The 23,183-nt window shown below is 63.0% G+C and carries 21 protein-coding genes; 17 read left to right on the forward strand and 4 right to left on the reverse strand.

Annotation, left to right across the window (positions count from 1 at the left end; translation table 11 throughout):
- Nucleotides 1-70 precede the first annotated feature (70 nt).
- From BMZ10_RS21675 to BMZ10_RS21685, 3 genes are all read left to right on the forward strand, one after another.
- Nucleotides 71-1,978: a sigma-54-dependent Fis family transcriptional regulator gene (locus tag BMZ10_RS21675; RefSeq protein ID WP_093466969.1), complete on the forward strand. Its 1,908-nt coding sequence runs from the start codon at nucleotides 71-73 to the stop codon at nucleotides 1,976-1,978.
- A 234-nt stretch (nucleotides 1,979-2,212) separates the two neighbouring features.
- Nucleotides 2,213-2,395 (forward strand): hypothetical protein, encoded by a 183-nt coding sequence (locus BMZ10_RS21680; protein WP_177182191.1) that lies wholly within the window; start codon nucleotides 2,213-2,215, stop codon nucleotides 2,393-2,395.
- A 203-nt stretch (nucleotides 2,396-2,598) separates the two neighbouring features.
- Nucleotides 2,599-3,597, forward strand: a complete 999-nt coding sequence (locus BMZ10_RS21685; protein ID WP_093466975.1) for a bile acid:sodium symporter family protein — start codon at nucleotides 2,599-2,601, stop codon at nucleotides 3,595-3,597.
- A gap of 78 nt (nucleotides 3,598-3,675) precedes the next feature.
- On the opposite strand, the gene BMZ10_RS21690 is transcribed toward BMZ10_RS21685, so the two are convergent.
- Entirely contained in the window at nucleotides 3,676-4,119 is a 444-nt protein-coding gene (locus BMZ10_RS21690) for a hemerythrin domain-containing protein (protein ID WP_093466978.1), read from the reverse strand.
- A gap of 211 nt (nucleotides 4,120-4,330) precedes the next feature.
- Here BMZ10_RS21690 and BMZ10_RS21695 point away from each other — a divergent pair, with 211 nt between their 5' ends.
- The 3 genes from BMZ10_RS21695 (at nucleotide 4,331) to BMZ10_RS21705 (ending at nucleotide 7,612) form a co-directional block, all read left to right on the forward strand.
- Entirely contained in the window at nucleotides 4,331-5,272 is a 942-nt protein-coding gene (locus BMZ10_RS21695) for an aliphatic sulfonate ABC transporter substrate-binding protein (RefSeq protein ID WP_093466980.1), read from the forward strand.
- Between the two features lie 14 nt (nucleotides 5,273-5,286).
- Entirely contained in the window at nucleotides 5,287-6,612 is a 1,326-nt protein-coding gene (locus BMZ10_RS21700; RefSeq protein ID WP_093466982.1) for an LLM class flavin-dependent oxidoreductase, read from the forward strand.
- A 277-nt stretch (nucleotides 6,613-6,889) separates the two neighbouring features.
- Nucleotides 6,890-7,612 (forward strand): alpha/beta hydrolase, encoded by a 723-nt coding sequence (locus BMZ10_RS21705; protein ID WP_093467882.1) that lies wholly within the window; start codon nucleotides 6,890-6,892, stop codon nucleotides 7,610-7,612.
- A gap of 43 nt (nucleotides 7,613-7,655) precedes the next feature.
- Here BMZ10_RS21705 and BMZ10_RS21710 read toward each other — a convergent pair whose 3' ends face one another.
- Entirely contained in the window at nucleotides 7,656-8,510 is an 855-nt protein-coding gene (locus BMZ10_RS21710; protein ID WP_093466984.1) for a LysR substrate-binding domain-containing protein, read from the reverse strand.
- 404 nt (nucleotides 8,511-8,914) lie between these two features.
- Between BMZ10_RS21710 and BMZ10_RS21715 the strand changes: the two genes are divergently transcribed.
- The 10 genes from BMZ10_RS21715 (at nucleotide 8,915) to metC (ending at nucleotide 19,916) form a co-directional block, all read left to right on the forward strand.
- Nucleotides 8,915-9,757, forward strand: coding sequence for a transporter substrate-binding domain-containing protein (locus tag BMZ10_RS21715; protein ID WP_093466986.1), 843 nt, complete (start codon nucleotides 8,915-8,917; stop codon nucleotides 9,755-9,757).
- Nucleotides 9,758-9,799: 42 nt separating this feature from the next.
- Nucleotides 9,800-10,648: a transporter substrate-binding domain-containing protein gene (locus tag BMZ10_RS21720; protein ID WP_093466988.1), complete on the forward strand. Its 849-nt coding sequence runs from the start codon at nucleotides 9,800-9,802 to the stop codon at nucleotides 10,646-10,648.
- 17 nt (nucleotides 10,649-10,665) lie between these two features.
- On the forward strand, nucleotides 10,666-12,105 hold the full coding sequence (locus tag BMZ10_RS21725; RefSeq protein ID WP_093466990.1) for an FAD-binding oxidoreductase: 1,440 nt from the start codon (nucleotides 10,666-10,668) through the stop codon (nucleotides 12,103-12,105).
- Nucleotides 12,102-13,319: an aminotransferase class I/II-fold pyridoxal phosphate-dependent enzyme gene (locus BMZ10_RS21730; RefSeq protein ID WP_093466992.1), complete on the forward strand. Its 1,218-nt coding sequence runs from the start codon at nucleotides 12,102-12,104 to the stop codon at nucleotides 13,317-13,319. The genes BMZ10_RS21725 and BMZ10_RS21730 overlap by 4 nt, the downstream gene beginning before the upstream one ends.
- Complete coding sequence (locus BMZ10_RS21735) at nucleotides 13,316-14,068, forward strand: amino acid ABC transporter permease (RefSeq protein ID WP_093466995.1); 753 nt, start codon at nucleotides 13,316-13,318, stop codon at nucleotides 14,066-14,068. The genes BMZ10_RS21730 and BMZ10_RS21735 overlap by 4 nt, the downstream gene beginning before the upstream one ends.
- Nucleotides 14,058-14,846: an amino acid ABC transporter permease gene (locus BMZ10_RS21740; RefSeq protein WP_093466998.1), complete on the forward strand. Its 789-nt coding sequence runs from the start codon at nucleotides 14,058-14,060 to the stop codon at nucleotides 14,844-14,846. The genes BMZ10_RS21735 and BMZ10_RS21740 overlap by 11 nt, the downstream gene beginning before the upstream one ends.
- On the forward strand, nucleotides 14,833-15,672 hold the full coding sequence (locus BMZ10_RS21745; protein ID WP_093467001.1) for an amino acid ABC transporter ATP-binding protein: 840 nt from the start codon (nucleotides 14,833-14,835) through the stop codon (nucleotides 15,670-15,672). The genes BMZ10_RS21740 and BMZ10_RS21745 overlap by 14 nt, the downstream gene beginning before the upstream one ends.
- Nucleotides 15,673-15,848: 176 nt before the next feature.
- Entirely contained in the window at nucleotides 15,849-16,445 is a 597-nt protein-coding gene (locus tag BMZ10_RS21750; protein ID WP_093467004.1) for a cysteine dioxygenase family protein, read from the forward strand.
- Nucleotides 16,442-17,098: a glutathione S-transferase N-terminal domain-containing protein gene (locus tag BMZ10_RS21755; RefSeq protein ID WP_093467007.1), complete on the forward strand. Its 657-nt coding sequence runs from the start codon at nucleotides 16,442-16,444 to the stop codon at nucleotides 17,096-17,098. The genes BMZ10_RS21750 and BMZ10_RS21755 overlap by 4 nt, the downstream gene beginning before the upstream one ends.
- A 79-nt stretch (nucleotides 17,099-17,177) precedes the next feature.
- The gene (gene metC / locus BMZ10_RS21760) at nucleotides 17,178-19,916 is read left to right on the forward strand and encodes a cystathionine beta-lyase (protein WP_093467010.1); all 2,739 of its coding nucleotides are present in this window, start codon (nucleotides 17,178-17,180) and stop codon (nucleotides 19,914-19,916) included.
- Nucleotides 19,917-20,002: 86 nt separating this feature from the next.
- On the opposite strand, the gene BMZ10_RS21765 is transcribed toward metC, so the two are convergent.
- Both BMZ10_RS21765 and BMZ10_RS21770 read right to left on the reverse strand, forming a co-directional pair.
- Complete coding sequence (locus BMZ10_RS21765) at nucleotides 20,003-20,725, reverse strand: SDR family oxidoreductase (protein WP_093467013.1); 723 nt, start codon at nucleotides 20,723-20,725, stop codon at nucleotides 20,003-20,005.
- Between the two features lie 54 nt (nucleotides 20,726-20,779).
- A complete protein-coding gene (locus BMZ10_RS21770) occupies nucleotides 20,780-21,991 on the reverse strand; it encodes an MFS transporter (protein WP_093467016.1) in 1,212 nt (403 codons plus the stop codon).
- A 245-nt stretch (nucleotides 21,992-22,236) separates the two neighbouring features.
- Between BMZ10_RS21770 and BMZ10_RS21775 the strand changes: the two genes are divergently transcribed.
- Nucleotides 22,237-23,157, forward strand: a complete 921-nt coding sequence (locus tag BMZ10_RS21775) for a non-homologous end joining protein Ku (RefSeq protein WP_093467020.1) — start codon at nucleotides 22,237-22,239, stop codon at nucleotides 23,155-23,157.
- Nucleotides 23,158-23,183: the final 26 nt, after the last annotated feature.

Here is a 23,183-nt window from a genome sequence, read left to right on the forward strand (position 1 = left end):
GCGGCCGGCGGCGGTCTCTTGGTCTAAGCTGCGGACTCAGCCGTCGCTTCCGTCACGGAGAACAACAATAATGACGCCCACCCTGATCAACGCCCACGCGCAGCAGGTGCTGCAAGCGGTGCAGGGCACTCACGCCAGTGCTGGCGCAGGCCCCGACCTTGCCATCACCCGATCGTGGCGCCGCTGTCTGGATCAACATCGACTCGATCCCGCCAGCCGCCGCGCGCCCGATGTCCTCGAGCAGCCGCGCCTGCAGGATCACCGCGCGCCGCTGGAACACATGATCGCCGCCGCGCGCTGGCAGATGAACAGCCTGCACCAACAGGTCGGGCGTGATGGTCATGTGGTGTTGCTGACCGACGCTCGCGGGGTTGCGATCGACAGCGTATTCAACGAGGCCGAGCGTTCGGAGTTCCAGCGCTCCGGGCTGTGGCTGGGGTCGGTGTGGAGCGAAGAAAACGAGGGCACCAATGGCGTCGGCACTTGCCTGGTGGAGCGCCGCCACGTGACGATTCGGCGTGATGAGCATTTTCGCGGCAAACACGTCGGGCTCACCTGTTCGGCCAGCCCGGTATTCGATTCCAGCGGCGAATTGCTGGCGGTGCTCAATCTTTCCTCGGTGCGCAGAGAGCAGAGCCTCGCACAGCATTTTCAGGCCATGGCGCTGACCCAGCTGTCCGCCAGACTGATCGAAAGCTGCTTTTTCCTGGGCAACGAGCCGCACCGTTATCTGTTGCGCTTTCACCCGGAAGCCGGATTTGTGGGGCTGCTGGGAGAAGGCCTGCTCGGTTTCGACGATGATGCCCGCGTCTGCTCGGTCAATCAGGCCGCTTTGGATCTGTGGGACATGACCCGGGCGCAACTGGTGGGCCAGCCGCTTGCAGCGTTAGTGCAGACGCCCATCGAACACCTGTTGAGTCAGGCCAGCGTCCAGCCTGGCGTGTGCTGGCCACTGCGCTTGCTCGACGGCCGGCTGTTTTACGCTCAGCTTCGCGCACCGCTGCGTACGTCACCACGTACGACGCCCTCGCAACCCCGCATCAAGGATGCGCGCGTGTGCCTGGAGGATCCGCGCCTGCAGCGCGGCTTCGACCGCGCGCTACGGGTACTGGAGCGGGATGTGCCGGTGTTTCTGCAAGGCGAAACCGGCACGGGAAAAGAAGCGTTCGCCGCGGCACTGCATCGGGCCAGCAGCAGGGCAGGCCAACCTTTTATCGCGATCAACTGCGCGGCCATTCCCGAGTCGCTGATCGAAAGCGAGCTGTTTGGTTACCGTGGCGGCAGCTTTACCGGCGCGCGCAAGGACGGCATGGTCGGCAAGCTGGAGCAGGCCCACGGCGGAATCCTTTTTCTCGATGAAATTGCCGACATGCCGCTGGCACTGCAGACGCGTCTGTTGCGGGTGCTGGAGGAGCGTCAGGTCGTGCCGCTGGGCGGTGCGTCGGCGCGTCCTCTGGATGTTCGCCTGATCAGTGCCAGCCATCAGGACTTGCAGGCCTGCGTGGTCGACGGCCGTTTTCGTGAGGACCTGTTCTATCGCGTCGGCGGTTTTGCCGTGCAGTTGCCGCCGCTGCGCGAGCGCTCCGACCGAGACGCGCTGCTCGACCTGCTGCTGCGCGATGAGGCCAAGGGCGTGCGGATTCAGCTGGAGCGGGGCGTCAGGGAACATTTGCTGGCGCACCCCTGGCCGGGCAACGTCCGACAACTGCGCACCTGCCTGCGCACATTGATCGCGCTGGCCCGGGAAGGGCGCGTGACGCTCGACGATGTGGCCGAGCTGTTGCCGGACGGCTCGGCGGTGGCGCTGAACCCCTTGCATCAGTCCGAGCGTCAGACGCTGCTCAGCCTGATCGAAGCCGAGCACTGGCATATTGCTCGGGTCGCCGCGCGGCTGGGCATCAGTCGCAATACGCTGTATCGCAAGCTGCGGCATCACGGCATCGTTCGTCCCGGCCGGCCCGACCCGCTGCCCTCGTGACTGCCCGTGCGCAGAAAGCGGCGACGCTGCCAGCGCGCGCTTTCCAGAGTCTCGCCCGTGTTGGTCTGAACCTTGCTACTTCCCCTGTACAGGACGCCTCGCCAACCGAAAATTGACGCAAGGCGCCTGCACCTTCTCGCAGACACGAATCGGCACGCTCCCAGATGAGCTGCCTTGGAGCCAGCCTTGAGCACCCTCTCGGAAATTGCAGCAAACCTTTTGAAGCGTGAACACATGACCGAGGCGCCTGGTGCGCAAGGCGCCGCGCCGGCGGGGATGGGCTGGGAGCAGTTGATGGCGCTCTCCCAGGAGAAGGACGTGCTCAAGTGGCAGGCGCAACTCAGCGACCTGATCACCCGGACGCAAGGTCAGCGTCGGGTGACGGTCATGCGCGTGATTCAGGGCGGGCTGTCGTAAAACCTGGATGATTCGCCCGGGTAACAGACGCAGCGCGGCTTGAAGCAATACCGCGCTGCGGCTCACCCAGGCCGCTGCATCGAACTTCGTCCGAGTCTTGAAGTATGTCCGTTAGGCGGCATTGGTCGACATATTGGCGTTAGCCTGCACGTTCAGGGCGCGTTAAAGTCGCCACCATGTTCCTGCACATCCGGATGAAAGAGATGACGCGCCCTCGGTTTTTACCTGACAACTTCACCCTGACGCTGGTCGCCGTGGTGATCATCGCAAGCTTTTTGCCCGCCAGTGGGCAGGTCGCGGTCGGCTTTGGCTGGTTGACCAATATCGCCATTGCCCTGCTGTTCTTCCTTCACGGGGCGAAACTCTCGCGTGAGTCGATCATCGCCGGTGCAGGCCACTGGCGCCTGCATTTGCTGGTGTTCGGCCTGACCTTCGTGCTGTTCCCGCTGCTGGGCCTGGCGCTCAAGCCGGTGCTGTCGCCGCTGATCGGCAGCGATCTTTACATGGGCATCTTTTACCTTTGCGCACTGCCGGCAACGGTGCAGTCGGCAATTGCCTTCACGTCGCTGGCGCGCGGCAATATTCCGGCGGCGATCTGCAGCGCGGCGGCGTCGAGTCTGTTCGGGATTTTCCTGACCCCGCTGTTGGTGACGCTGCTGCTGAATGTTCACGGCGAAGGCGGCTCGACGCTCGATGCGATCATCAAGATCAGCGTGCAGCTGCTGCTGCCGTTCATTGTCGGCCAGATCGCCCGCCGCTGGATCGGTGCCTGGGTAGGGCGCAATAAAAGCTGGCTGAAGTTCGTCGATCAGGGCTCGATTCTGCTGGTGGTCTATGGCGCATTCAGCGAGGCGGTCAACGAAGGCATCTGGCACAAGATCCCGCTCTGGCAACTGGGCGGTCTGGTGGTCGTCTGCTGTGTGGTGCTGGCGCTGGTGTTGACGGCCTCGACCCTGCTGTCTAAGGTCTTCGGCTTCAATCAGGAAGACCGCATCACGATTCTGTTCTGTGGTTCGAAGAAAAGCCTGGCGACCGGCGTCCCGATGGCGCAAGTGCTGTTCGCCGGCAGCACCATCGGTGTGTTGATCCTGCCGCTGATGCTGTTTCATCAGATTCAGTTGATGGTTTGCGCGGTGCTCGCCCAGCGTTACGCCAAGCGCACTGAACCGGTTGCGGAACTGATGGCGCAGGTCGATCCGTAATCGTCTTGGTGTCACGCCGCTGATATGAAAAAGCCCCGATGATTCGCGGCTTTTTGTGTCTGCAAGCGTTGATCGCGATCAGGCTTCGGCCAGTTGTTCCTCGTATTCCTTGACGTACTCGCCCGCCAGTTTCACTTTCTGCTTGTCGTCGAGCAGTTTTCCGGCCATCTGGAAGAACTTCTGCTCCTCTTCCTTCAAGTGATGGTGGACCTTCTCCGAGAGCTTCTTGGCGGTCGCCAGCCAGGCCGGGCTGGACATTTCGGTCTCATCCAGTTCTTCCATCATCTCGTCCATCTCATGGTGCTCGGAAATGGCATGGCGGCTCAGATCGACGCCGTTGTCGAACTGCATCAGCGGGATATAGAAGAAGCGCTCTTCGGCGGTTTCATGAGCCTGGAGTTCGGCCTTGAGCTGCTTGTACGCCTCAACGCGCTCCTTGCTGTCGCCGTGGGTCCGGGTCAGTGCATCGGCGTAACCGCGCTGCCGGTCATGGCTTTCTCTCAGGGCTTCGAAAATGTTCACGGTGTGATTCCTAGGTCAACGGCAGGTGTGCCTATTGCTAGACCCTCGGCGACGATCGGACGTTCCGTAAGGGCAGGGGCATAAGCTTAGATCCATACGTTTCTTTCATATCTGTGGGCAGTTTTTATAATAAAAACGAATTTAGGCCTGGGTGCTCATGCTTTTCCATGCTGAGCGTCCTGTTTCAGTCGCCGTCAACCCAAGGATCGCCATGTCCCTTCGCACCCTCATCGTCGCCGCCACTCTGCTGCTGGCGGCGGTCACAGCCCACGCCGAGCAGGTCATCAATATCGGCTATCAACGGTCTTCGACGCTGTGGATTTTGCTCAAGAACGACGGACAGCTCGAACAGCGCCTCAAGCCGTTGGGCTTCACGGTCAGCTGGCATGAATTCAGCAGCGGCCTGTTGAGTGCCATGAATGCCGGCAGCGTTGATCTGCACGCAGATGTGGCGGATGCCTTTGCCCTGTTTACACAGGCCGCCAACACGCCGCTGACCTATTACGCCCGTGAGAACCCGTCGCCGACAGCGCAGGCAATCATCGTCCAGGACAACTCGCCGATCCACAGCCTGGCCGATCTGAAGGGCAAGCGCGTCGCGGTGTCCAAGGGCTCGGGCAGCAATTTTCTGTTGATCTCGGCGCTGAAAAAAGCCGGGCTGACCCTCGCTGATATCCAGCCCGTCTACCTGGAAGCGCCGGACGGCGTGGCGGCGTTCTCCAGCGGCAATGTCGACGCGTGGGCGATCTGGGACCCGTTCCTGGCGACGCAACAGCGAGAGCACCATGTGCGTGTATTGGCCGATGGCAGTGATGGCGTTGCCAACTACAACCGTTTCTATGTCGCCAATACAAGCTTCGCCAAGGCCCACCCGGACGTGCTGCAAGTAGTCTTCGATACCCTTCATGACGCCGGGCAGTGGGTCAAAGGCCATCCGCAGGAAGCGGCGAAAAACCTGGCGCCGCTGTGGGGCAACCTGCCGACGGCAACCGTCGAGCTGGCCAACAGCCGTCGCAGCTACGACATCGTGCCGGTCAAGATCGACCAACTGGCCGAGCAGCAGCGCATCGCCGATTACTACTTCGAAGCCAGGCTGATTCCCAAGCCACTGAAAATTTCCGACATCGCCGTCTGGGTGCCCAAGGCCAACTAAGCAGGAGACTGTCCATGAGTCGTCACATTCACCTGTCTGCCTTTCTGCTGACCGGCCCGGTCATCCACAGTCACGCGGCCTGGCGCCACCCTGAAACGATCGGCAATTATCTGGACCCTGAGTACTACGCGCGCACGGCGCGGGTGGTGGAAGAAGGGCTGTTCGATTTTCTGTTTTTCGCCGATCGTCTGGCCGTCGGTGACCAGATGGGCGGCTCCCGCGATGTGGCGTTGCGTTACGGCGCCCAGGATGCGACGCGTCTGGATCCGCTGCCGATTCTGTCCTATCTGGTGGGGCAGACCAGCAAGCTGGGGCTGGGCGCCACGCGTTCGACCACTTACTACGAGCCCGCGCACATCGCCCGAGAGTTCGCCACGCTGGATCATCTGTCCAAAGGCCGGGCGGCGTGGAACATCGTCACGTCCATGAACGACAGCGAAGGGCGACTGTTCGGCAAGGACAAGCACCTTGAGCACGATCTGCGGTATGACCGCGCCGATGAGTTCGTCGAAGTGGCGCTCAAGCTATGGCGCAGTTGGGCGCTGGATGCCTTGAAGCTGGATCGCGAAAGCGGTGTGCTGGCCGACCCTTCGAAGATTACCTCCGTGCAGCATCAGGGCGAGTGGTTCAAGGTCGAAGGGCCGCTGAACATACCGCGCACACCGCAGGGCCGTCCGGTGCTGATCCAGGCCGGTTCGTCGGGGCGAGGGCGGCGGTTCGGTGCGCGCTGGGCCGAGGCGATCTTCACCATTCACCCTCACCTGAAAGCGATGCAGGCGTTTCGCGAAGACGTGCGTGGGCAAGTCGTGCAGCAAGGGCGCAGTGCCGACAGTTGCAAGGTGTTGACCGCCGTGATGCCGTTCATTGGTGGCAGCGAGGCCGAAGCGCGGGCCAAGCGCGCCCGGCACAACGCGCTGGCGCGTCCAGAGTTGGGGCTGGTGACGCTGGCCTCGCAATTGAACGTGGACCTGTCGCCGTTTCCGCTGTCGGCCACGCTGGCCGAAATTGCCCGTGATCCGTCGATCCATCCGGCTGCCGCCGAGAAGCTGCTGATGCAGGGCGCGCAGACCACGTTGGAGGAACTGGGGCGGATCTTCGCCAGCAGCGTTCGGGTCCCGCAACTGGTGGGAACAGGCGCGCAGATCGCCGATCAACTGGCGGAATTGTTCACCCAGGGTGGCTGCGATGGCTTCGTGATTTCTCCGGCGTATCTGCCCGGCTCGTTCAGCGAGTTCGTCGAAAGCGTGATCCCGCACTTGCAGCGCAAAGGGCTGTTTCGCACGGCTTACGAAGGCTCGACATTGCGCGAGCATCTGGGGCTTGCCCCGCTGGAGGATTGAGTCCGCGAACGCTGACTTTATCTGAATCGCCCCCTGTGAGAGCGAGTTCGCTCGCGAAGAAGCCGGTCCCGCCGACGCTGCTTCAGTGGCTGACCTCGAATTTTCGCGAGCACGCCCGCTCCCACAGTGAGTGGCATTCGTCCCGGCTTCAGGGTGTGTCCGGACAATCTGCATCCTGTACAGCGTATTGACAGCCTCTCTTGCTCAATTCCGGGCTGACATCCGGAGCATGCTGCGTATGATGGGCCCGACGTTTTTTTGCAAAGGGCCCATGTCGATGATGAAGTTTTTCGCCGCGCTGCTGTGCGTATTCACGGGTTTTGCCCATGCCGAACCCGCTCTGCTGGGCGACCTTGCCTTGCCCTATCTGGCCGCTGCCCCGGCGGACACCCGGAACAAACCCCTGATCATCTTCCTGCACGGCTACGGCAGCGATGAGCGTGATCTGTTCGGCATCAAGGACGAGTTGCCCCAGGATTACACCTACCTGTCAGTGCGCGCGCCGCTGGAAGTCGATGGCGGCGGTTACAAATGGTTCAGCCAGGACACCGCTCAGGCCGAGTACGAAGGCGTGACCCGAGACGTTGACCAAAGCACCGATCAGCTCAGGACGTTCATTCAGCAAGCCACGGAAAAATACGCCACCCAGCCCGACAAGGTGGTGCTGATCGGCTTCAGCCAGGGCGCGATGATGAGTTACCAGATCGGCCTGCAATACCCGGAACTCGTCCGCGCCATTGCGCCACTGAGCGGCAAGATCCTGGCCGACCTGAATGCCCGCCTGAAACCTGACGATCACCTCAAACCGTTGAAAGTCTTCATCGGCCACGGCACGGCCGACACCCGCGTGGCATACACGGGCGCAACCGATGCGCAGACCGTTCTGGAAAACCTGCTGATCAGTCCGCAGTTTCACGCGTATGCCGGAGCAGGGCACACGATCACGGGAACCGAGGTGACCGATCTGAAGCGCTGGATCGAGACCGTGCTGAAGCCTTGACCGCGCGAATGAATTCGCCCCGCACGGCGAACTGCCCCTCCGGTCACAGTCCCTGGCTGCCGCGAATCAGTTCATACGCCCTGCGGGCCAGTGGGTTGACGGTGTTGGGCCGTATCCACAGGTGATAGGTGACGTCCGGCAATCGCGGCAGTCCGTCGGCTTCACCGAGTACGCGCATGTCCGGGCCGAGCATTTCCATGCTGCGCGCCGTCACGCCCAGCCCTGCGCGGGTGGCGGCTTTGATGCCGATCAGGTTTGACGCCAGGTAGGCCTGGCGCCAGGCGATGTTGGCGCTTTCCAGCGCCTGAAGCGCGTAGCGACGGTAGATGCTCGGTTCGTCCACCAGAATCAATGGAATCGGCTCGCCCGGTACGTGGATGTATTGCGCCGAGCAGATCCACCAGACCGGCGAGGTGCGCAGGGCGAACCCTTCGAGCGCCGGATCCTCGCGGGTCGAAATCACCATGTCGACCTTGCCGCGGTGCAGGTCCTCCATCAGGAACGGGCTGCGGCCCACGTCAATTTCCAGACGCAGCCTGGGCGCCGACCGGGCGATGTGGCTGAGGATGGGCGGCAGGATGGTATCGGCGATGTCATGAGGCGAGCCGATGCGCAGCACGCCGCTGAGGCTGCTTTCGCGCAGGGAATTAAGCGCATCGTCGTTGAGCGACAGCATCTGCCGGGCGTGGCGCAGCAGCTGTCGCCCGGGCTCGGTGAGCTGCTTCTGACGACCCTGTTTCTGAAACAGACTGACACCGATCTGCTGTTCGAGGCGCTGCATGTGCTGCGTCACTGATGATTGCGTGCGCGACAGCTGCGCGCCCGCGCCGGCGAAACTGTGATGATCGACAACGGCAACGAAGGTGCGCAGCAGTTCGAGATCGAGTGTCGAGGACATGTTTTCTATCCTGTAACGTCAGTATGTGTAGGCGCGAGGCTTGTGCCGCCGATCTGCCGGTTAACGGCTATGAATCGGGCGACAGCGCAGTCTGGCGTGCTGCGCGCCGAGTCGACAACGGAACGCGAGACAAGCCACGCGCAGGAACGAATTACATCAGATGCGCAGGCCAATACATTACGGATTTTTATGAATACGAAACACCGTTTCTTTCAGGATATTCACGAAGCCCAATAAACACGTACTTATTCCGCTTTGCGCTAAGCCGTGAAACCAGAAAGTTATAACCATATTTGATATTTGCATTTCCGTTGCTGTTGATTGCTCCCCTAGGATGCGTTCATTACAAGGCGCCGGCCCACGAGTCTCAGGCGCCGAGCCGATGATCTTTCGAGGGGAAATCCATGCCGTACACGCGCTCGCCCATTACCCGTCTGTTGCCCTTGTTCGCGGGCGCCCTTGTCGCGTTGGGCGCCAGCTTCGCCGCGCAGGCCGACGCCACGCTGGACAAGATCGAGCAGCGTCATCGTGTGGTGGTCGGCGTGCTGTTGTCCGGTGGGCCGTTCGGTTCCATCGATCCGCTCACCCAGCAACCCAAAGGCCTGAATGTCGATCTGGCGCAGAACATCGCCAGTCAGTTGGGCGCTGAGGCTGAACTGGTGCCGGTGCTTCCGGCCAACCGGGTGCAGTTCCTCCAGCAGGGCAAGGTCGATCTGTTGATCGCCAACATGGAGTGGACCGCCGAGCGCGGCCAGCAGCTGGGCTTCGTGCCGACGCCGTTTTATCGCGTCGGCGGCACTGCGGCGGTGCTCAAGGACAGCAAGATCACCCGCTGGGAAGACCTCAAAGGCCAGCCCGTCTGCACCTCGCAAGGCAGCAGTTACGTCAAGCCGTTGACCGAGTTCGGGGCGCAGCTGAAAGCGTTCAAGAGCTCGTCGGAATCGCTGCTCGCCCTGCGCGGCAACAACTGCGTCGCAGCCGTACATGACGCCACGCTGATCAACCCGTTGATCGCCGACAGTCCGGAGTGGCAGAACTATCGCGCGATCAGCCCCGAACTCAACCCTGCGCCTTCGGTGATCTGGACACGCCCCGGCGAGACCGACACCCAAGCCAGGCTCGACTCCATCGTCAAGGAACTGCATCGCAGCGGCTGGCTGATCGAGGCCGAAAAGCGCCATCACATCACGCCTGCGTCGCCTGCGCTGGTCGAGCTGCATGACAAGTTTCAGGCCGCCGGCGCCTGAGGCGTTGCATTCATTCGGGCTTCCACCACAAGGCAATCGTTCATGAGCAGTTTTTCCTTTGGCAAGACGCTGTCCACTTGCGGCCTGGCGCTGAGTCTGGCGCTGAGCGCCGCGTCCGCACACGCCGACGCAACGCTGGACAAGATTCAGCAGCGGCACAAGATCAGCATCGGTGTGATCCTCAGCGGTCCGCCGTTCGGCACCATCGATCCCAAGACCGGCGAGCACCTGGGCTACAACGTCGAGCTGGCCAAGGGGATCGCGCAAAAGCTGGGTGTGGAGGTCGAGACCGTGTCGGTACTGGCACCCAATCGCGTGCAGTTTCTGCAGCAGGGCAAGGTCGACATCCTGATCGCCAACATGCAGTACACCGATGAACGGGCCGAGATTCTCGACTACGTGCCCACGCCTTATGAAGAAGTGGGCGGCGCGGCCCTGATCCGCAAAGGCGCAGGCATCAGCACGTGGGAAGACCTCAAGGGCAAGCCGGTGTGCGTGTCGCAGGGCAGCAACTTCATCAAGCCGTTGCAGGAAACCTACGGCGCGCAGATCAAGGCGTTCCGCAGCCAGTCCGAGTCACTGTTGTCGTTGCGCGGTAACGGCTGCGTGGCGGCGGTGCACGTCAGCCCGACCATGCACGCGTTGCTCGATGACCCGGAATGGGCCGACTACAACATTCCGCTGGCCACCGACCTGATCCCGTCCAAATCGGTGATCTGGGTGCGCAAGGGCGAACACGACACGCAAGCGAAACTGGACGCGATCATTCGTGACTGGCACCGCAGTGGCTGGCTGATCGACCTCGGCCAGCGCACTGGCATGGCGCCCTCCCAGGCCCTGCGCGATCTGCACGAGCAGTTCCGCAATGCCGCGCCGCTGGCGGCGCAGTGATTCCCGGGAGACCAGCCATGAGCGGCGAACTGTTCCAGACCTTGCAGCAATTGCTTGGCACGCCTTACGTCCTGCCGGGTGAGGCGTCACCCGCGCAACTCACCGATAAGCAGGGCACCTATGTCGGCAAAGCGCTGGCGGTGGTGCGTCCGGCCAATACGGAGGAGGTCGCCGCAGTGGTGCGTGCCTGCGTCGCGCACCGGGCGCCGATCGTCGTGCAGGGCGGAAACACCGGCCTGATGGGCGCGGCAACCCCGGACAGCAGCGGACGGGCGGTGCTGTTGCTGCTCGACCGGCTCAACCGGGTGCGTGAGGTTGATACCGATAACGACACCCTCACCGTCGAGGCCGGTTGCATCCTGCAGAACGTTCAGGAGGTTGCCCGTCGCGCGGGGCGGCTGTTTCCACTGAGCCTGGGCGCTGAGGGCAGCTGCACCATTGGCGGTAATCTGGGCACCAACGCAGGAGGCACCGCGGTGCTGCGCTACGGCAACACCCGCGAGCTTACGCTGGGGCTGGAAGTGGTCACCGCCGAGGGTGAAATCTGGAACGGGCTGCGCGGGCTGCGCAAGGACAACACCGGCTACGATCTGCGCGACCTGTACATCGGCAGCGAAGGCACGCTCGGCATCATCACCGCCGCGACGCTGAAGCTGTTTCCGTTGCCCAAGGCGCAGAGCACGGCCTTTCTGGCGTTTGATTCGCTGGCGCAGGCGGTCAGTTTCCTGTCTCACGCCCGGGCCGGTTTCGGCGCCAGCCTGACCGCGTTCGAGCTGCTGACGGCCGATTGCCTGGCGCTGCTGCGCGAGCAGTTCCCCGAAGGGCCGCAGCCTTTTCAGCGGGCGCCGCAACCCTGGTTCGCCTTGCTCGAACTGTCCGACAACCACAGCGAAGCGCATGCCCGCCAGGCGTTCGAAGACGTGCTGGGCAACGCCTTCGAAGAAGGTCTGCTGGCCGACGCGCTGATTGCCGAGAGCCTGGCGCAGAGCGAAGCGCTGTGGCTGCTGAGGGAGAACATGAGCGAGGCGCAGAAACGCGCCGGTCGCAACATGAAGCACGATATTTCGATACCGGTCTCGCGCATCGTCGAGTTCGTCGAGCACACCGATGCCTTGCTGCAGGCGCATTTTCCCGGCGTGCGCCATTTCACTTTCGGTCATCTGGGCGATGGCAATCTGCATTACAACGTCGCGCATCCGCTGGACTCCACGGTCGAGGCGCACATGGCGCATTACGCTGCGGTGAGTGAACGGGTGCATGACAGTGCTCACGCGTTCGGCGGCTCGATCAGCGCCGAACACGGCATCGGTCAGCGCAAGCGGGCGATGCTGCCGCGCTACAAGAGCGCCGTCGAACTGGACCTCATGCGCCGAGTGAAGCAGGCGCTGGACCCCCTCAATCTGCTCAACCCAGGCAAAGTCCTGGCGAGCCCCGAAAGCCGGAGTGACGCCCCATGAGCGTTCGTCTGTCCACGCGCATCCAGCGCGTTTCGCTGTCGGCCAATGCCGCCGCCAAATCCCGGGCCACCGAGTTGCGTGAGGCCGGTCGCGACATCCTCGACCTGACCACCGGCGAGCCGGATTTCGACACACCGGAGCACATCAAGCAGGCCGCCTACCGCGCCATCGACGCTGGCGCCACCAAGTACACGCCGACGCCAGGCGTGAAAAAACTGCGTGAAGCGATCCAGCGCAAGCTGCAGCGGGAAAACCGCCTGGATTACACGCTGTCGTCGATCGTCGTCGCCAACGGCGCCAAGCAAGTCATTTTCAATGCCTTCGCCGCGACGCTGGATGAGGGCGATGAAGTGCTGGTGCCGGTGCCTTACTGGCCGTCGTTTCCGGACATCGTGCGGGTCAACGGCGGTGAGCCGGTGTTCATCGAATGCGGCCTGGAGCAGGGCTGCAAGCTGACCCCGGCGCAGCTCGAACAGCACATCAACGGGCGCACCCGCTGGCTGATTCTCAACGGCCCGGGCAACCCGAGCGGCGCGGTATACAGCGAGGCGGAACTGCTGGCGCTGGCCGAGGTGTTGCGTCGACATCCCCACGTGCTGGTGTTGCTGGACGAACTGTACGAGCACATTCGTTTCGACGGGCAACCGGCCGTGAGCCTGTTCAACGTCGCGCCCGACCTTCAGGCCCGGGCTTTGCTGGTCGGCGGGGTGTCGAAAACCTACGCCATGACGGGCTGGCGCATCGGCTTTGGCGCCGGCCCGCAGGCGCTGACCGACGCCATGGCGGTCATGCAGTCGCAGTCGACCTCCGGCGCGTCTTCGGTGGGACAGGCTGCGGCACTGGCCGCATTCGAGGGCGGCCTGGCGTTTCTTCCCGATCAGGTGCAAGCCTATCGGCAACGTCGGGATCTGCTGGTTTCGGCACTCGGCGATGTGCAAGGCCTGGACGTGCTCATGCCCGAAGGCGGGTTTTTCGTCTTCGTGCGATGCGCCGGTCTGCTGGGACGCATCCGTCCCGACGGTCAGCGCCTGAACGACGACGGCGATGTCGTCGATTATCTGCTGGAGCAGGGCGTGGCCGGTGTTGCAGGCAGTGCGTACGGCTTGTCGCCCTGGTTTCGTCTGTCCATCGCCACCGCCACCCCCAGCGTGATCGAGGCCGGACGGCGCATTGCCGACGCCTGCGCACAATTGCGCAGCGAGGCACTTGCATGAGTCATTGGCTTGCCCTTGATCAATGGCTGGGGACGTTCGTGCAGTGGACCGCGACGTTCGGCCTGAACTACGGCTTTCTGCTGGATGCTTACCAGCGGGGTTCGCTGGTCAGCGGTGCGCTGACGACGGTGCTGCTGTGCCTGTGCACCATCGTCGGCAGCCTGCTGGCAGGCGTCGCGCTGGCGGCCATGCTGACCAGCGGCAAGCCTTATCTGGCCAGGCCTGCGCGGGTGTTCATCGAAGTCACCCGCAACACGCCGACGCTGGTGCAGCTGTACTGCGCGTTCCTTGTCCTGAACATGCTGCTGACCCAGGCGGTGGGCGCCGCCAACCCGCTGACTCCGTTCGCCTGGGTGGTGATCGTGATCTCCCTGCACAAGGGCGCCTTTCATGCCGAGGCGTTGCGCGCCGGCATCGAAGCGGTGCCGGCGGTCACCCTGGAGGCGGCGAGTTCGCTGGCGTTCAGCACGCGCCAACTGCTGTGGAACGTGCAGCTGCCGCTGGCCTTGCGCTTCGCGTTGCCCTCACTGATCAACAACCTGATCGACCTGGTGAAGATGACCGCGGTGGCCTCGGCCATTGCCGTGGGCGACATCACTTATGCCTCGATCATGATCTGGACCCAGAGCGACAACGTGCTGGAGCTGATGATTCTGCTGCTAGCGTTCTTCGGTCTGCTCAGTTTCGTCGTCAACTGCGTTGGCCGAGCCCTGGAAGCAAAATTGAGGATGCCCGGCTATGGCCATTGATTCGTCCGTGAACCTGCCGCTTTCGTGGCCGCGTCGGCATCCGGGCAAGCTGCTGCTGGCAGCGGTGTTTGCCGTGCTGGTTATTTATGCGGCGCCGGGCAGTCCGGTGCTGGCGGCGCTGTGGGAATGGTCACCTGCGCTGGTCACAGGCTTCGGCCAGAACATTCTCATCAGCCTGCTGGCGATTGCGATCGGTTCGCTGCTGGGGCTGCTGATCGGCGCACTGGGCGTGTCGCCGTTGTGGATCACCCGCTTGCCCGCGCGCATCTGGGTCCAGGTGTTTCGCAACGCGCCGTGGCTGGTATTGATCTACTTCACCACTTATGTGTTCCCGTTCGAGTTGCATATAGGCAGCGCATGGATCGCCTTCCCTGATTGGGTGAAAGTCACGCTCGGTCTGGCCTTGCCGGCCAGCGCCAATGTCGCGGAGATCTTTCGTGGCGCGATCGGCTCGATCCCCAGCACTCAGTGGGAGGCCTCGCGCTCGCTGGCCTTCACTCGGGGGCAGATTTTCCGCTCGATCATCCTGCCGCAGTGCTTCAAACGCATGTTGCCGCCGTGGATGAACCTTTACGCGGTCATCACCATGGGCACCGCGCTGGCCTCGCTGGTGGGTGTGCATGACCTGATCGACACCGCGCAGATCGCCAGCAATACCGTCAACCGGACCGGCTTTACGGTGCTGATCTATTTCAGCGTGCTGGCGCTGTTCTTCGCCTATTGCTACCCGATTTCCCGACTCACTCAGTACCTGGAGCGACGTTATGCCTTCTCCTGAAACGCGCGCCGAGCAACCCCTGATCAGCCTGCGCGATATCCATCTGTCGTTTGGCAGCAACCGCGTGCTCAAGGGCATCGATCTCGACGTGCAGCGCGGCCAGGCAGTGTCGATCATCGGCCCGTCGGGCTCGGGCAAATCGACGATCCTGCGTTGCATCACCGGCTTGTTGCAACCTGAACGCGGGTCGATCCGCGTCGGCACCACCGAGGTCCACACGCTCAATAACGAAGCGCAGCGTATCGAGCTGCGCAAGCGCGTCGGATTCGTTTTCCAGCAGTACAACCTGTTTCCGCATCTGTCGGTGTTGGAAAACCTGGTGATCGCACCGCGCAAGGTGCTGGGGCGCAATTCGGTCGATGCGGAAAAAGAGGCTCGGGCGCTGCTCGCCAAGGTGCGCATGGAGCACAAGGCCGATGCGTACCCGGGGCAGTTGTCCGGTGGCCAGCAGCAGCGCGTGGCGATCGCGCGGACGCTGGCGATGCGTCCCGAGCTGATCCTGTTCGACGAAGTGACCTCGGCGCTGGACCCGGAAACCGTGGGCGAGGTGCTGACGGTGATCCGCGAACTCACAGAGGAGGGCATGACGTGCGTGCTGGTCACCCACGAAATGCGCTTCGCCGAGGACATCAGCGACGTGGTGTATTTCACCGAGCATGGCCTGATCGTCGAACACGGCAGCGCCGAACAGATTTTTCAGCACCCGCAAAGCGAACGCACCCAGGCCTTTTTACGGCACGCGCTCGGCGACGCGGGTCGGCGTCCCGCCGCCAGCGGCGACCCTTATTTGTTGAGCAATATCAGTCGGTACAGCCTGTCGGTGTAGCGACGGGCTGGAATGGCGACCCTCGGTCACCGCAGACCTTGCACGAGCGCGCTTGCCCGCGATGGCGACAAACCATCCGACACGGTCGGCGACAGGTATCCCCCATCGCGGGCAAGCGCGCTCCTACACAAAGCGGTACGCATTTCACTTAGTGAGACTCATAAAAGGAGCACCTGATGAGCATCGAAACCCGTAGCCCCGTGATCGAAGACTTCCTTCAGAAAATCCGCGTCATTCACCAACGCGGCGTGGACCGCGATGCGCTGAAAGAGATCGTCGGCCTGCTGGAAGGCCTGGCCGAGCGCCGCGACCTGTTCAACTTCGACACGTTTCCGGCGCCGGTTCCCGGTGAAGGAGACACTGCGTTCCGCTATCGCCTGAACGACGACGGCGAGACCCCGACGCTGTACATGAACTCGCTGCTGCCGGGCAAAAGCACGCTGCCGCACAACCATGAAACCTGGGCAGTGATCGTGGCGGTGCAGGGGCAGGAGATCAACTACGTCTGGGCCCGGACCGACGACGGCAGTGACCCGACCTTCGCCAGGCTGGAGCTGGAAAAAGAAGTGGTGGTGCAACCGGGCACCTCAATCAGTTTCCTGGGCGAGGATCTGCACGGCATCAAGGTCGATGGTGACACCCCGACCCTGCATTTCCACCTCTACGGCCGTCCGCTGGAATCCCTGAACGGGCGTTACGGCGTCAACACCGAAGGCAAGGTCCTCAACTACAACGCCTCGCAGATGGCCCCATCGATCAAGGCTTACGCATGATCGACCTGTATTTCTGGCCAACCGGCAACGGCCTGAAGGTCGCCATCCTGCTCGAAGAGCTGGGGCAGGACTATCGGGTCTTGCCGATCAACATTCGCACCGGCGAACAGAAGCAGACTTGGTTCCAGGCGATCAGCGCCAACGGACGCATTCCGGCCATCGTCGACCATGCGCCCGGCGCAGGTCTGCAGCCGCTGAGCCTGTTCGAATCCGGAGCTATTCTCAATTATCTGGCGAGCAAGGCGGGTCGTTTTCTGCCGCCTGAAGGCAGCGTCGAGCGCCAGCGCGTGCAGGAATGGCTGTTCTGGCAGGTCGGGCATGTCACGCCTTATCTGAGCCAGTTGCAGGTGTTCAAAGAGAAGGCGCCTGAACCGATTCCCTTCGCCCTTGACCTGCTGGGTGCCGAGGCTTCGCGGCTGTACGGCGTGCTGGAAAAGCGGCTGCAAGCGGCGGATTACGTCGCCGGTGAGTACTCCATCGCCGACATGGCGATCTTCCCGTGGATCCAGCCCTTGCGTCAGGGGCAGGACCTGGAAGATTACCCCGCTATCGACGCCTGGCGCGAGCGCATCAAGGCCCGTCCCGCGGTGCAGCGCGCGTACCGGAAGGGCAGGGAAGTGGCGGCGGGCGAGAGGTCGCTGGTGCTGCAGTGAAGCCCGCAATGACCCGTCCATCATTGATGAGCGCCTGCGTAACGCCGTTCGATTGTTTACGTTGATTCACGAGAATTCCATGAGCCAAAAAGTCACCCCGCAAGACCTGCAAGCCTGGCTGTTCGATGGGCAGGAGATCGCGCTGTTCGACGTGCGCGAACACGGTCAGTACGGCGAAGCCCATCTGTTCCACGGGGTTAACCTGCCCTACAGCCGTCTGGAACTGGAAGTGCGTCGCCTCGCGCCCAATCCCGCAGTGCGTCTGGTGATCTATGACCAGACCGGCGGCGACGTCTCCATTGCCGCTGCCCGGCGCCTGCACGCCCTGGGGTACTCCCGCGTGCATATCCTCGAGGGCGGCGCCGAAGGCTGGCAGGCCGCGGGGCTGCAACTGTTCGCCGGGGTTCACGTACCGTCCAAGGCGTTCGGCGAGCGGGTTGAAGAGGTCAGCCACACGCCGCACATCAGCGCCACCGAGCTGGCTGCGCGGCAGGCCCGAGGCGAAGCGCTGGTGCTGCTCGATGGTCGTCCCTTCGAGGAATACCGCAAGATGACCATTCCGGGCTCCGTGTGCTGCCCCAATGGCGAGCTGGGGTATCGCCTGGCCGATCTGGTGCCGGACGACACCACGCCCATCGTGGTCAATTGCGCCGGCCGAACCCGCAGCATCATCGGCGCGCAGACGCTGATCGATCTGGGGGTGAAGAACCCGGTCTATGCGCTGGAAAACGGTACGCAAGGCTGGTACCTCGCTGACCTGCCGCTCGAACATGGCAGCAGCCGGCGCTATCCCGAAGTGTCTGCGGCCGCATCCCTGAGCCATGAGCGTGAGGCCGCACAGCGTCTGGCCCGGCGCGCGGGAGTGGCGAGTGTGAACGCCGCGCAGGTCACGGCCTGGTCGCAAGACGCCAGTCGCAGCCTGTTTTTGTGCGACGTCCGTACGCCGGAGGAATTCGCGCTGGGCAGCCTGCCCGGCGCGCAGCACACGCCAGGCGGGCAACTGATTCAATCCACCGACCTGTATGTCGGCGTGCGTCAGGCGCGTCTGGTGTTGATCGACAACGATGGCGTCCGCGCGCCGATCGTCGCCAGCTGGCTGCGCCAGTTGGGCCACGACGCGTACGTGCTGGAGGACGGCCTGCGCAGCGAACTGTCCCTGCCGCAGGCGCATCAGACGGTCGCCGATCCGTTGCCATCGTTGAGCCCCGCGCAGTTGACGGATGCGCTGCGGGACAACGCCGTTGCGCTGATCGACCTGCGTGCGAGCATGGCGTTTCGCAAAGCCCGCATCGAGGGCGCGCGCTGGTCCATTCGCCCGCGCCTGGCCGATGATCTGGTCGACGAAACCCGACCGGTCGTGCTGGTCGCCGAGCATCCCGATGTGGCAGCAATCGCTGCGCTGGAGCTGCCCGAGGCGCAACGCCGTCAGCTGCGCTGGCTGGATTTCGCAGCCTGGCAGGCCGCCGGGCTGCCCCTCAGCGAGGACGCGAGCACGCCGCCCGACGAGCGCTGCATCGATTTCCTGTTCTTCACCCACGACCGGCACTCAGGCAACAAGGACGCTGCGCGTCAGTACCTGGCGTGGGAAATCGGCCTGCTCGGACAAATGACCGCGCAGGAAATCGCCAGTCTCAAGCCGCTGGCCAGCCCAGGGCACGACCGCGTCCGCACGCGCCTGGTGCATGCCGCTCGTGGCCAGAAGGGCAGCGGCGTGCGCGGGGTCAATCCGCCTGTCTCGCGCATGAGCACCGTGCTGTTCGACAGCCTGGGCGACATGCGCGACGCGCGGAAACGTCGTGATACCGAACGCGTGTTGAGCTATGGCGCACGCGGCAATCCCACGGCATTCGCCCTGGAAGATCTGGTCACCGAGCTGGAAGGCGGCTATCGCACGCGGCTGTTCGGCACGGGGCTGGCGGCCGTTGCGCAGACGTTTCTGGCGTACCTGCGTCCCGGCGATCACGTGTTGATCACCGATGCGGTGTATTCGCCGGTGCGTCAGGTCGCCGAAGAATTTCTCAAGCCCTTCGGCATTCAATACAGCTATTTTCCGGCTGACGGCAGCGGCCTGCAGGAACGGCTGCAGGCCAATACACGCATGGTCTACGCCGAGGTGCCGGGGTCGCTGCTCTACGAGCTGGCCGACCTGCCGGCGATGGCGGCGCTGTGCAAATCCCGAGGCATCCTGCTGGCGGTCGACAACACTTACGGATCCGGCTATCAGTACCGGCCACTGGCGCTGGGCGCCGATATCTCGATCATGGCCCTGACCAAATACCTGGCCGGGCATAGCGATGTGGTCATGGGCAGCGTCTGTACGACTCAGGCCGTGTGGCAGCCCCTGGCCGTCATGACGGACACGTTCGGCAGCACCGTCAGTCCGGACGATGCCTGGCTGGTGCTGCGCGGCGCCCGCACCCTGGCAACGCGGCTGGACGTCCATCAGCGTCAGGCCTTGGAGGTCGCACGCTGGTTGCAACAGCATCCGCAGGTCCGGCGCGTGTTTCATCCCGCGTTGCCCGAGCATCCCGGCCACGCGTTGTGGCAGCGTGATTTCACTGGCAGCAACGGCCTGTTGACCTTCGAGCTGGCCGACAACGACCCCAGGCATCTGGAGCGGTTCATCGACGCCCTGCACCTGTTCGGCCTCGGCGCATCGTGGGGCGGCTTCGAAAGCCTGATCATCGCCGCCAACGTACGTGATCGCGAAAACGCTGCAGACAAGGCGCTCAATCCGTTGCTGCGCCTGCACATCGGTCTTGAGGACGTCAGCGCGCTGATCGAGGACCTGCAGAGAGGGTTTGCAGCGATTCGTTGATTCGCGGGCTGCCCGCCGTCGGGCGCGGATGCATGCGTGAATGCATCCGCTCCCGACGGGGCTGAATCAATCGCAGGGTGCGGATCTCAGAACCCTGCCTTGCCCACCGAAGCGCCGCCGTCGACGAACAACGTCTGCCCGGTGATGAAACCACTCTGTTCGGACAGCAGAAACGCGATCGCCGAAGCGATTTCTTCCGGTTGGCCGAAGCGGCCCATGGGCACGCCTGCCAGGTAGCGTTTTTCGCCTTCGCTGCCGACCGGATTGTTCTGCCGGAACAGCTCGGTCTCGGTCGGGCCGGGGGCAATGGCGTTGACGGTGATGCCGGTCTGCGCCAGTTCCAGCGCCCAGGAACGCGTGAAGCTGATCAGCGCGGCCTTGGCGGCGGCATACGCCGTGCGTTGCGCGATGCCGAGAACGGTCAGGCTGGAAATGTTGACGATCCGGCCCCAGCCTTGCTCGCGCATGTTGGGCAGCAGCGCCTGGGTGGCCAGCAACGCCGAGTGCAGGTTGACGCTCATCACCGCGTCGAAATCGTCCAGCTCGATTTGTCCAAGCGCCTGTGGGCGGACCAGCCCCACGTTGTTCACCAGGCCGTCGAAGCGGTAATGCTGAGCCAGTTCAGTCAGCCCGCATCGAGTCTGGTCCTTGTCGCTCAGATCCAGCTCTTTGAGGACGCCGGGAAACGTCGGGTCGTCGGCGTTGCGCGCGATGCCCACCACGGTGTGCCCCGCGGCCGCCAGATGTTCCGACAGCGCACGGCCTATGCCTTTGCTGGCGCCGGTGATGAGAAAGGTGCGGGAAGACATGAGAATTGCTCCGTGAAGACTGAATGAATGGACGCCCGGGCCAACGCCAGTGAACTATCGGGGCGCTCGGGAGGATGGCGACTGAGACATGGAATGCTTCAGAAAAGCCAGCAACGCAAGCAGCGGAAACACGCTGCCGGCGATGACGATCCAGCGCCAGCCGCCGTGGTCATACAGGGCGCTGGCGATCACCGAACCGATGGCGCCGCCAATGAAAATGCTGGTCATGTACAGCGCATTGAGGCGGCTGCGGCTTTTGGCGTCCAAGGCGTAGATTGAGCGCTGGCCGAGGACCATGTTCATCTGCACGCAAAAATCGAGAACAACGCCTGTCAGCGCCGTGGCTATCACAGCGTAGGGCGATTCCACGAGGCTGGGCAGAAAACTCAGCGCGGCAAACAGCATGGCGCACAGGCTGGCGATGCGCGTATGACCTGCGTCGGCCAGGCGTCCGGCGAACGGGGCGGCAATGGCGCCGATGGCACCCACCAGTGCGAAGAGGGCGATCTGGCTCTGCGACAGGCCGTGATTGCGCGCCAGCTCCAGCGGCGCGGCCGTCCAGAACAGGCTGAAGGTCGCGAACATGCACGCCTGATAAAACGCCCGCCGACGCAGCACCGGCTGCTCGCTGAGCAGCGTCCACAGCGATTTCAGCAACTGGCCATAACTGGCGCTGTGGGCCGGTTGATGCCGGGGAATGGTGGTCGCCAGCACACCGCTGATCAGCAGCATCACCAGCGCGGCAGTGCCGAACACGGCGCGCCAGCCGAAATGGTCGGCGATCACGCTGGCCGCAGGTCTGGCCAGCAGAATGCCGAGCAGCAGACCGCCCATGATGCTGCCGACTACCCGCCCGCGGGTTTCTTCCGGCGCCAGATGCGCGGCCAGCGGAATCAGAATCTGCACCGCCACCGAGCTGAAGCCCACCAGCAGCGACGCCAGCAGGAACAGATTGGGCGTCTGGGCCAACGCTGCACCCAGCAGACTGAGAATGGCCACCCCGGTGGTGGTGATCATCAGCCGCCGGTTTTCCAGCAGATCGCCCAGCGGCACCAGAAAAAACAGGCCGATGGCGTAGCCGATCTGGGTCAGCGACACGATGAAGCTCGCCAGCGTGCTGGACAGACCGATGTCAGGCGCGATCAGGCCGATGATCGGTTGGGCGTAATACAGGTTGGCAACGATCGCGCCACAGCAGAACGCAAACAGCGTTGCCAGGCCCTTGGTCATCGTCGTGCCATGGTCGGCGGCGGGCAGGGAAGTCATGCACGTACTCGGTTGAGGTTGCACTCTGGCGACTGGATTGCCGCGCGGGTTGCTGAAAAAGGAGCCTGAAGGCGTGCGCGAAGGCTAACGCTTTTTCGTTGCGTTAAGAAGGGCCGTCGGCTCGATAAGAGTCATGCATGAAAACGACTGGTTTTTACCCGGGCCCCGGCACATCGGTCGTGTCGCCGAAACTTTTCACTGCGCGCCCCGGTCATTCCTACACACACTCCTTGGGAATGAAGGCAATGGCTCGGGCAATCTGGAAGGGCGCGATCAGTTTTGGGCTAGTGCATATTCCTGTGGCGCTGGTTTCGGCAACGTCGCAGCAGGGCGTCGATTTCGACTGGCTGGACAAGCGCAGCATGGACCCTGTCGGTTACAAGCGGATCAACAAGGTTACCGGCAAGGAAATCAACAAGGAAAACATCGTCAAGGGCGTGCAGTACGAGAAAGGTCGCTACGTGGTGATCAGCGAGGACGAAATCCGCGCCGCGCACCCGAAGTCGACGCAGACCATCGACATCTTCGGTTTCGTCGACAGCAAGCAGATCCCCCTTCAGCATATCGACACGCCGTATTTCCTGGCGCCCGACAAGCGCGGCGAGAAGGTCTACGCTCTTCTACGGCAGACGTTGGTGGACACCGGCAAGGTCGCACTGGCTCACGTGGTCATTCGCACAAGTCAGCATCTGGCCGCGGTGATGCCGCTGGAGTCGGCCATCGTGCTGGTGTTGCTGCGCTGGCCGTCCGAAGTGCGCGGCCTGGACAGCCTCGAACTGCCCAAGGAAGCCACCGACGTCAAACTCAGCAAGAGTGAGCTGGATATGGCCAAGCGTCTGGTCAAGGACATGAGCACTGAATGGAAACCTGACGCCGAGGAGTACCGAGACACGTTTCAGGACCAGATCATGGCGCTGGTCGAGACCAAGGCCCGGGAAGGCAAGATCGAGGATGTGGAAACCGATGCTGGCGAGACCGAGCGTAAATCCGCGGATGTCATCGATCTCACCGAATTGCTCAAACGCAGCCTGGGCAGCCGTGGCGGTTCGGCCAAGGCTCCAGTGAAAGACAAGCCTGCCAGCAAGAGCAAAACCGCAGCCGCTGATGAAGCACCACCGGCCAAACGGCGCGCCCCTGCCAGGAAAAAAACCACCAAGGCGTCGTGACCCACGGCGTCGGGTGCATAGGTATA

The organism is Pseudomonas sp. NFR16, from assembly GCF_900108875.1.
GTDB lineage: Bacteria > Pseudomonadota > Gammaproteobacteria > Pseudomonadales > Pseudomonadaceae > Aquipseudomonas.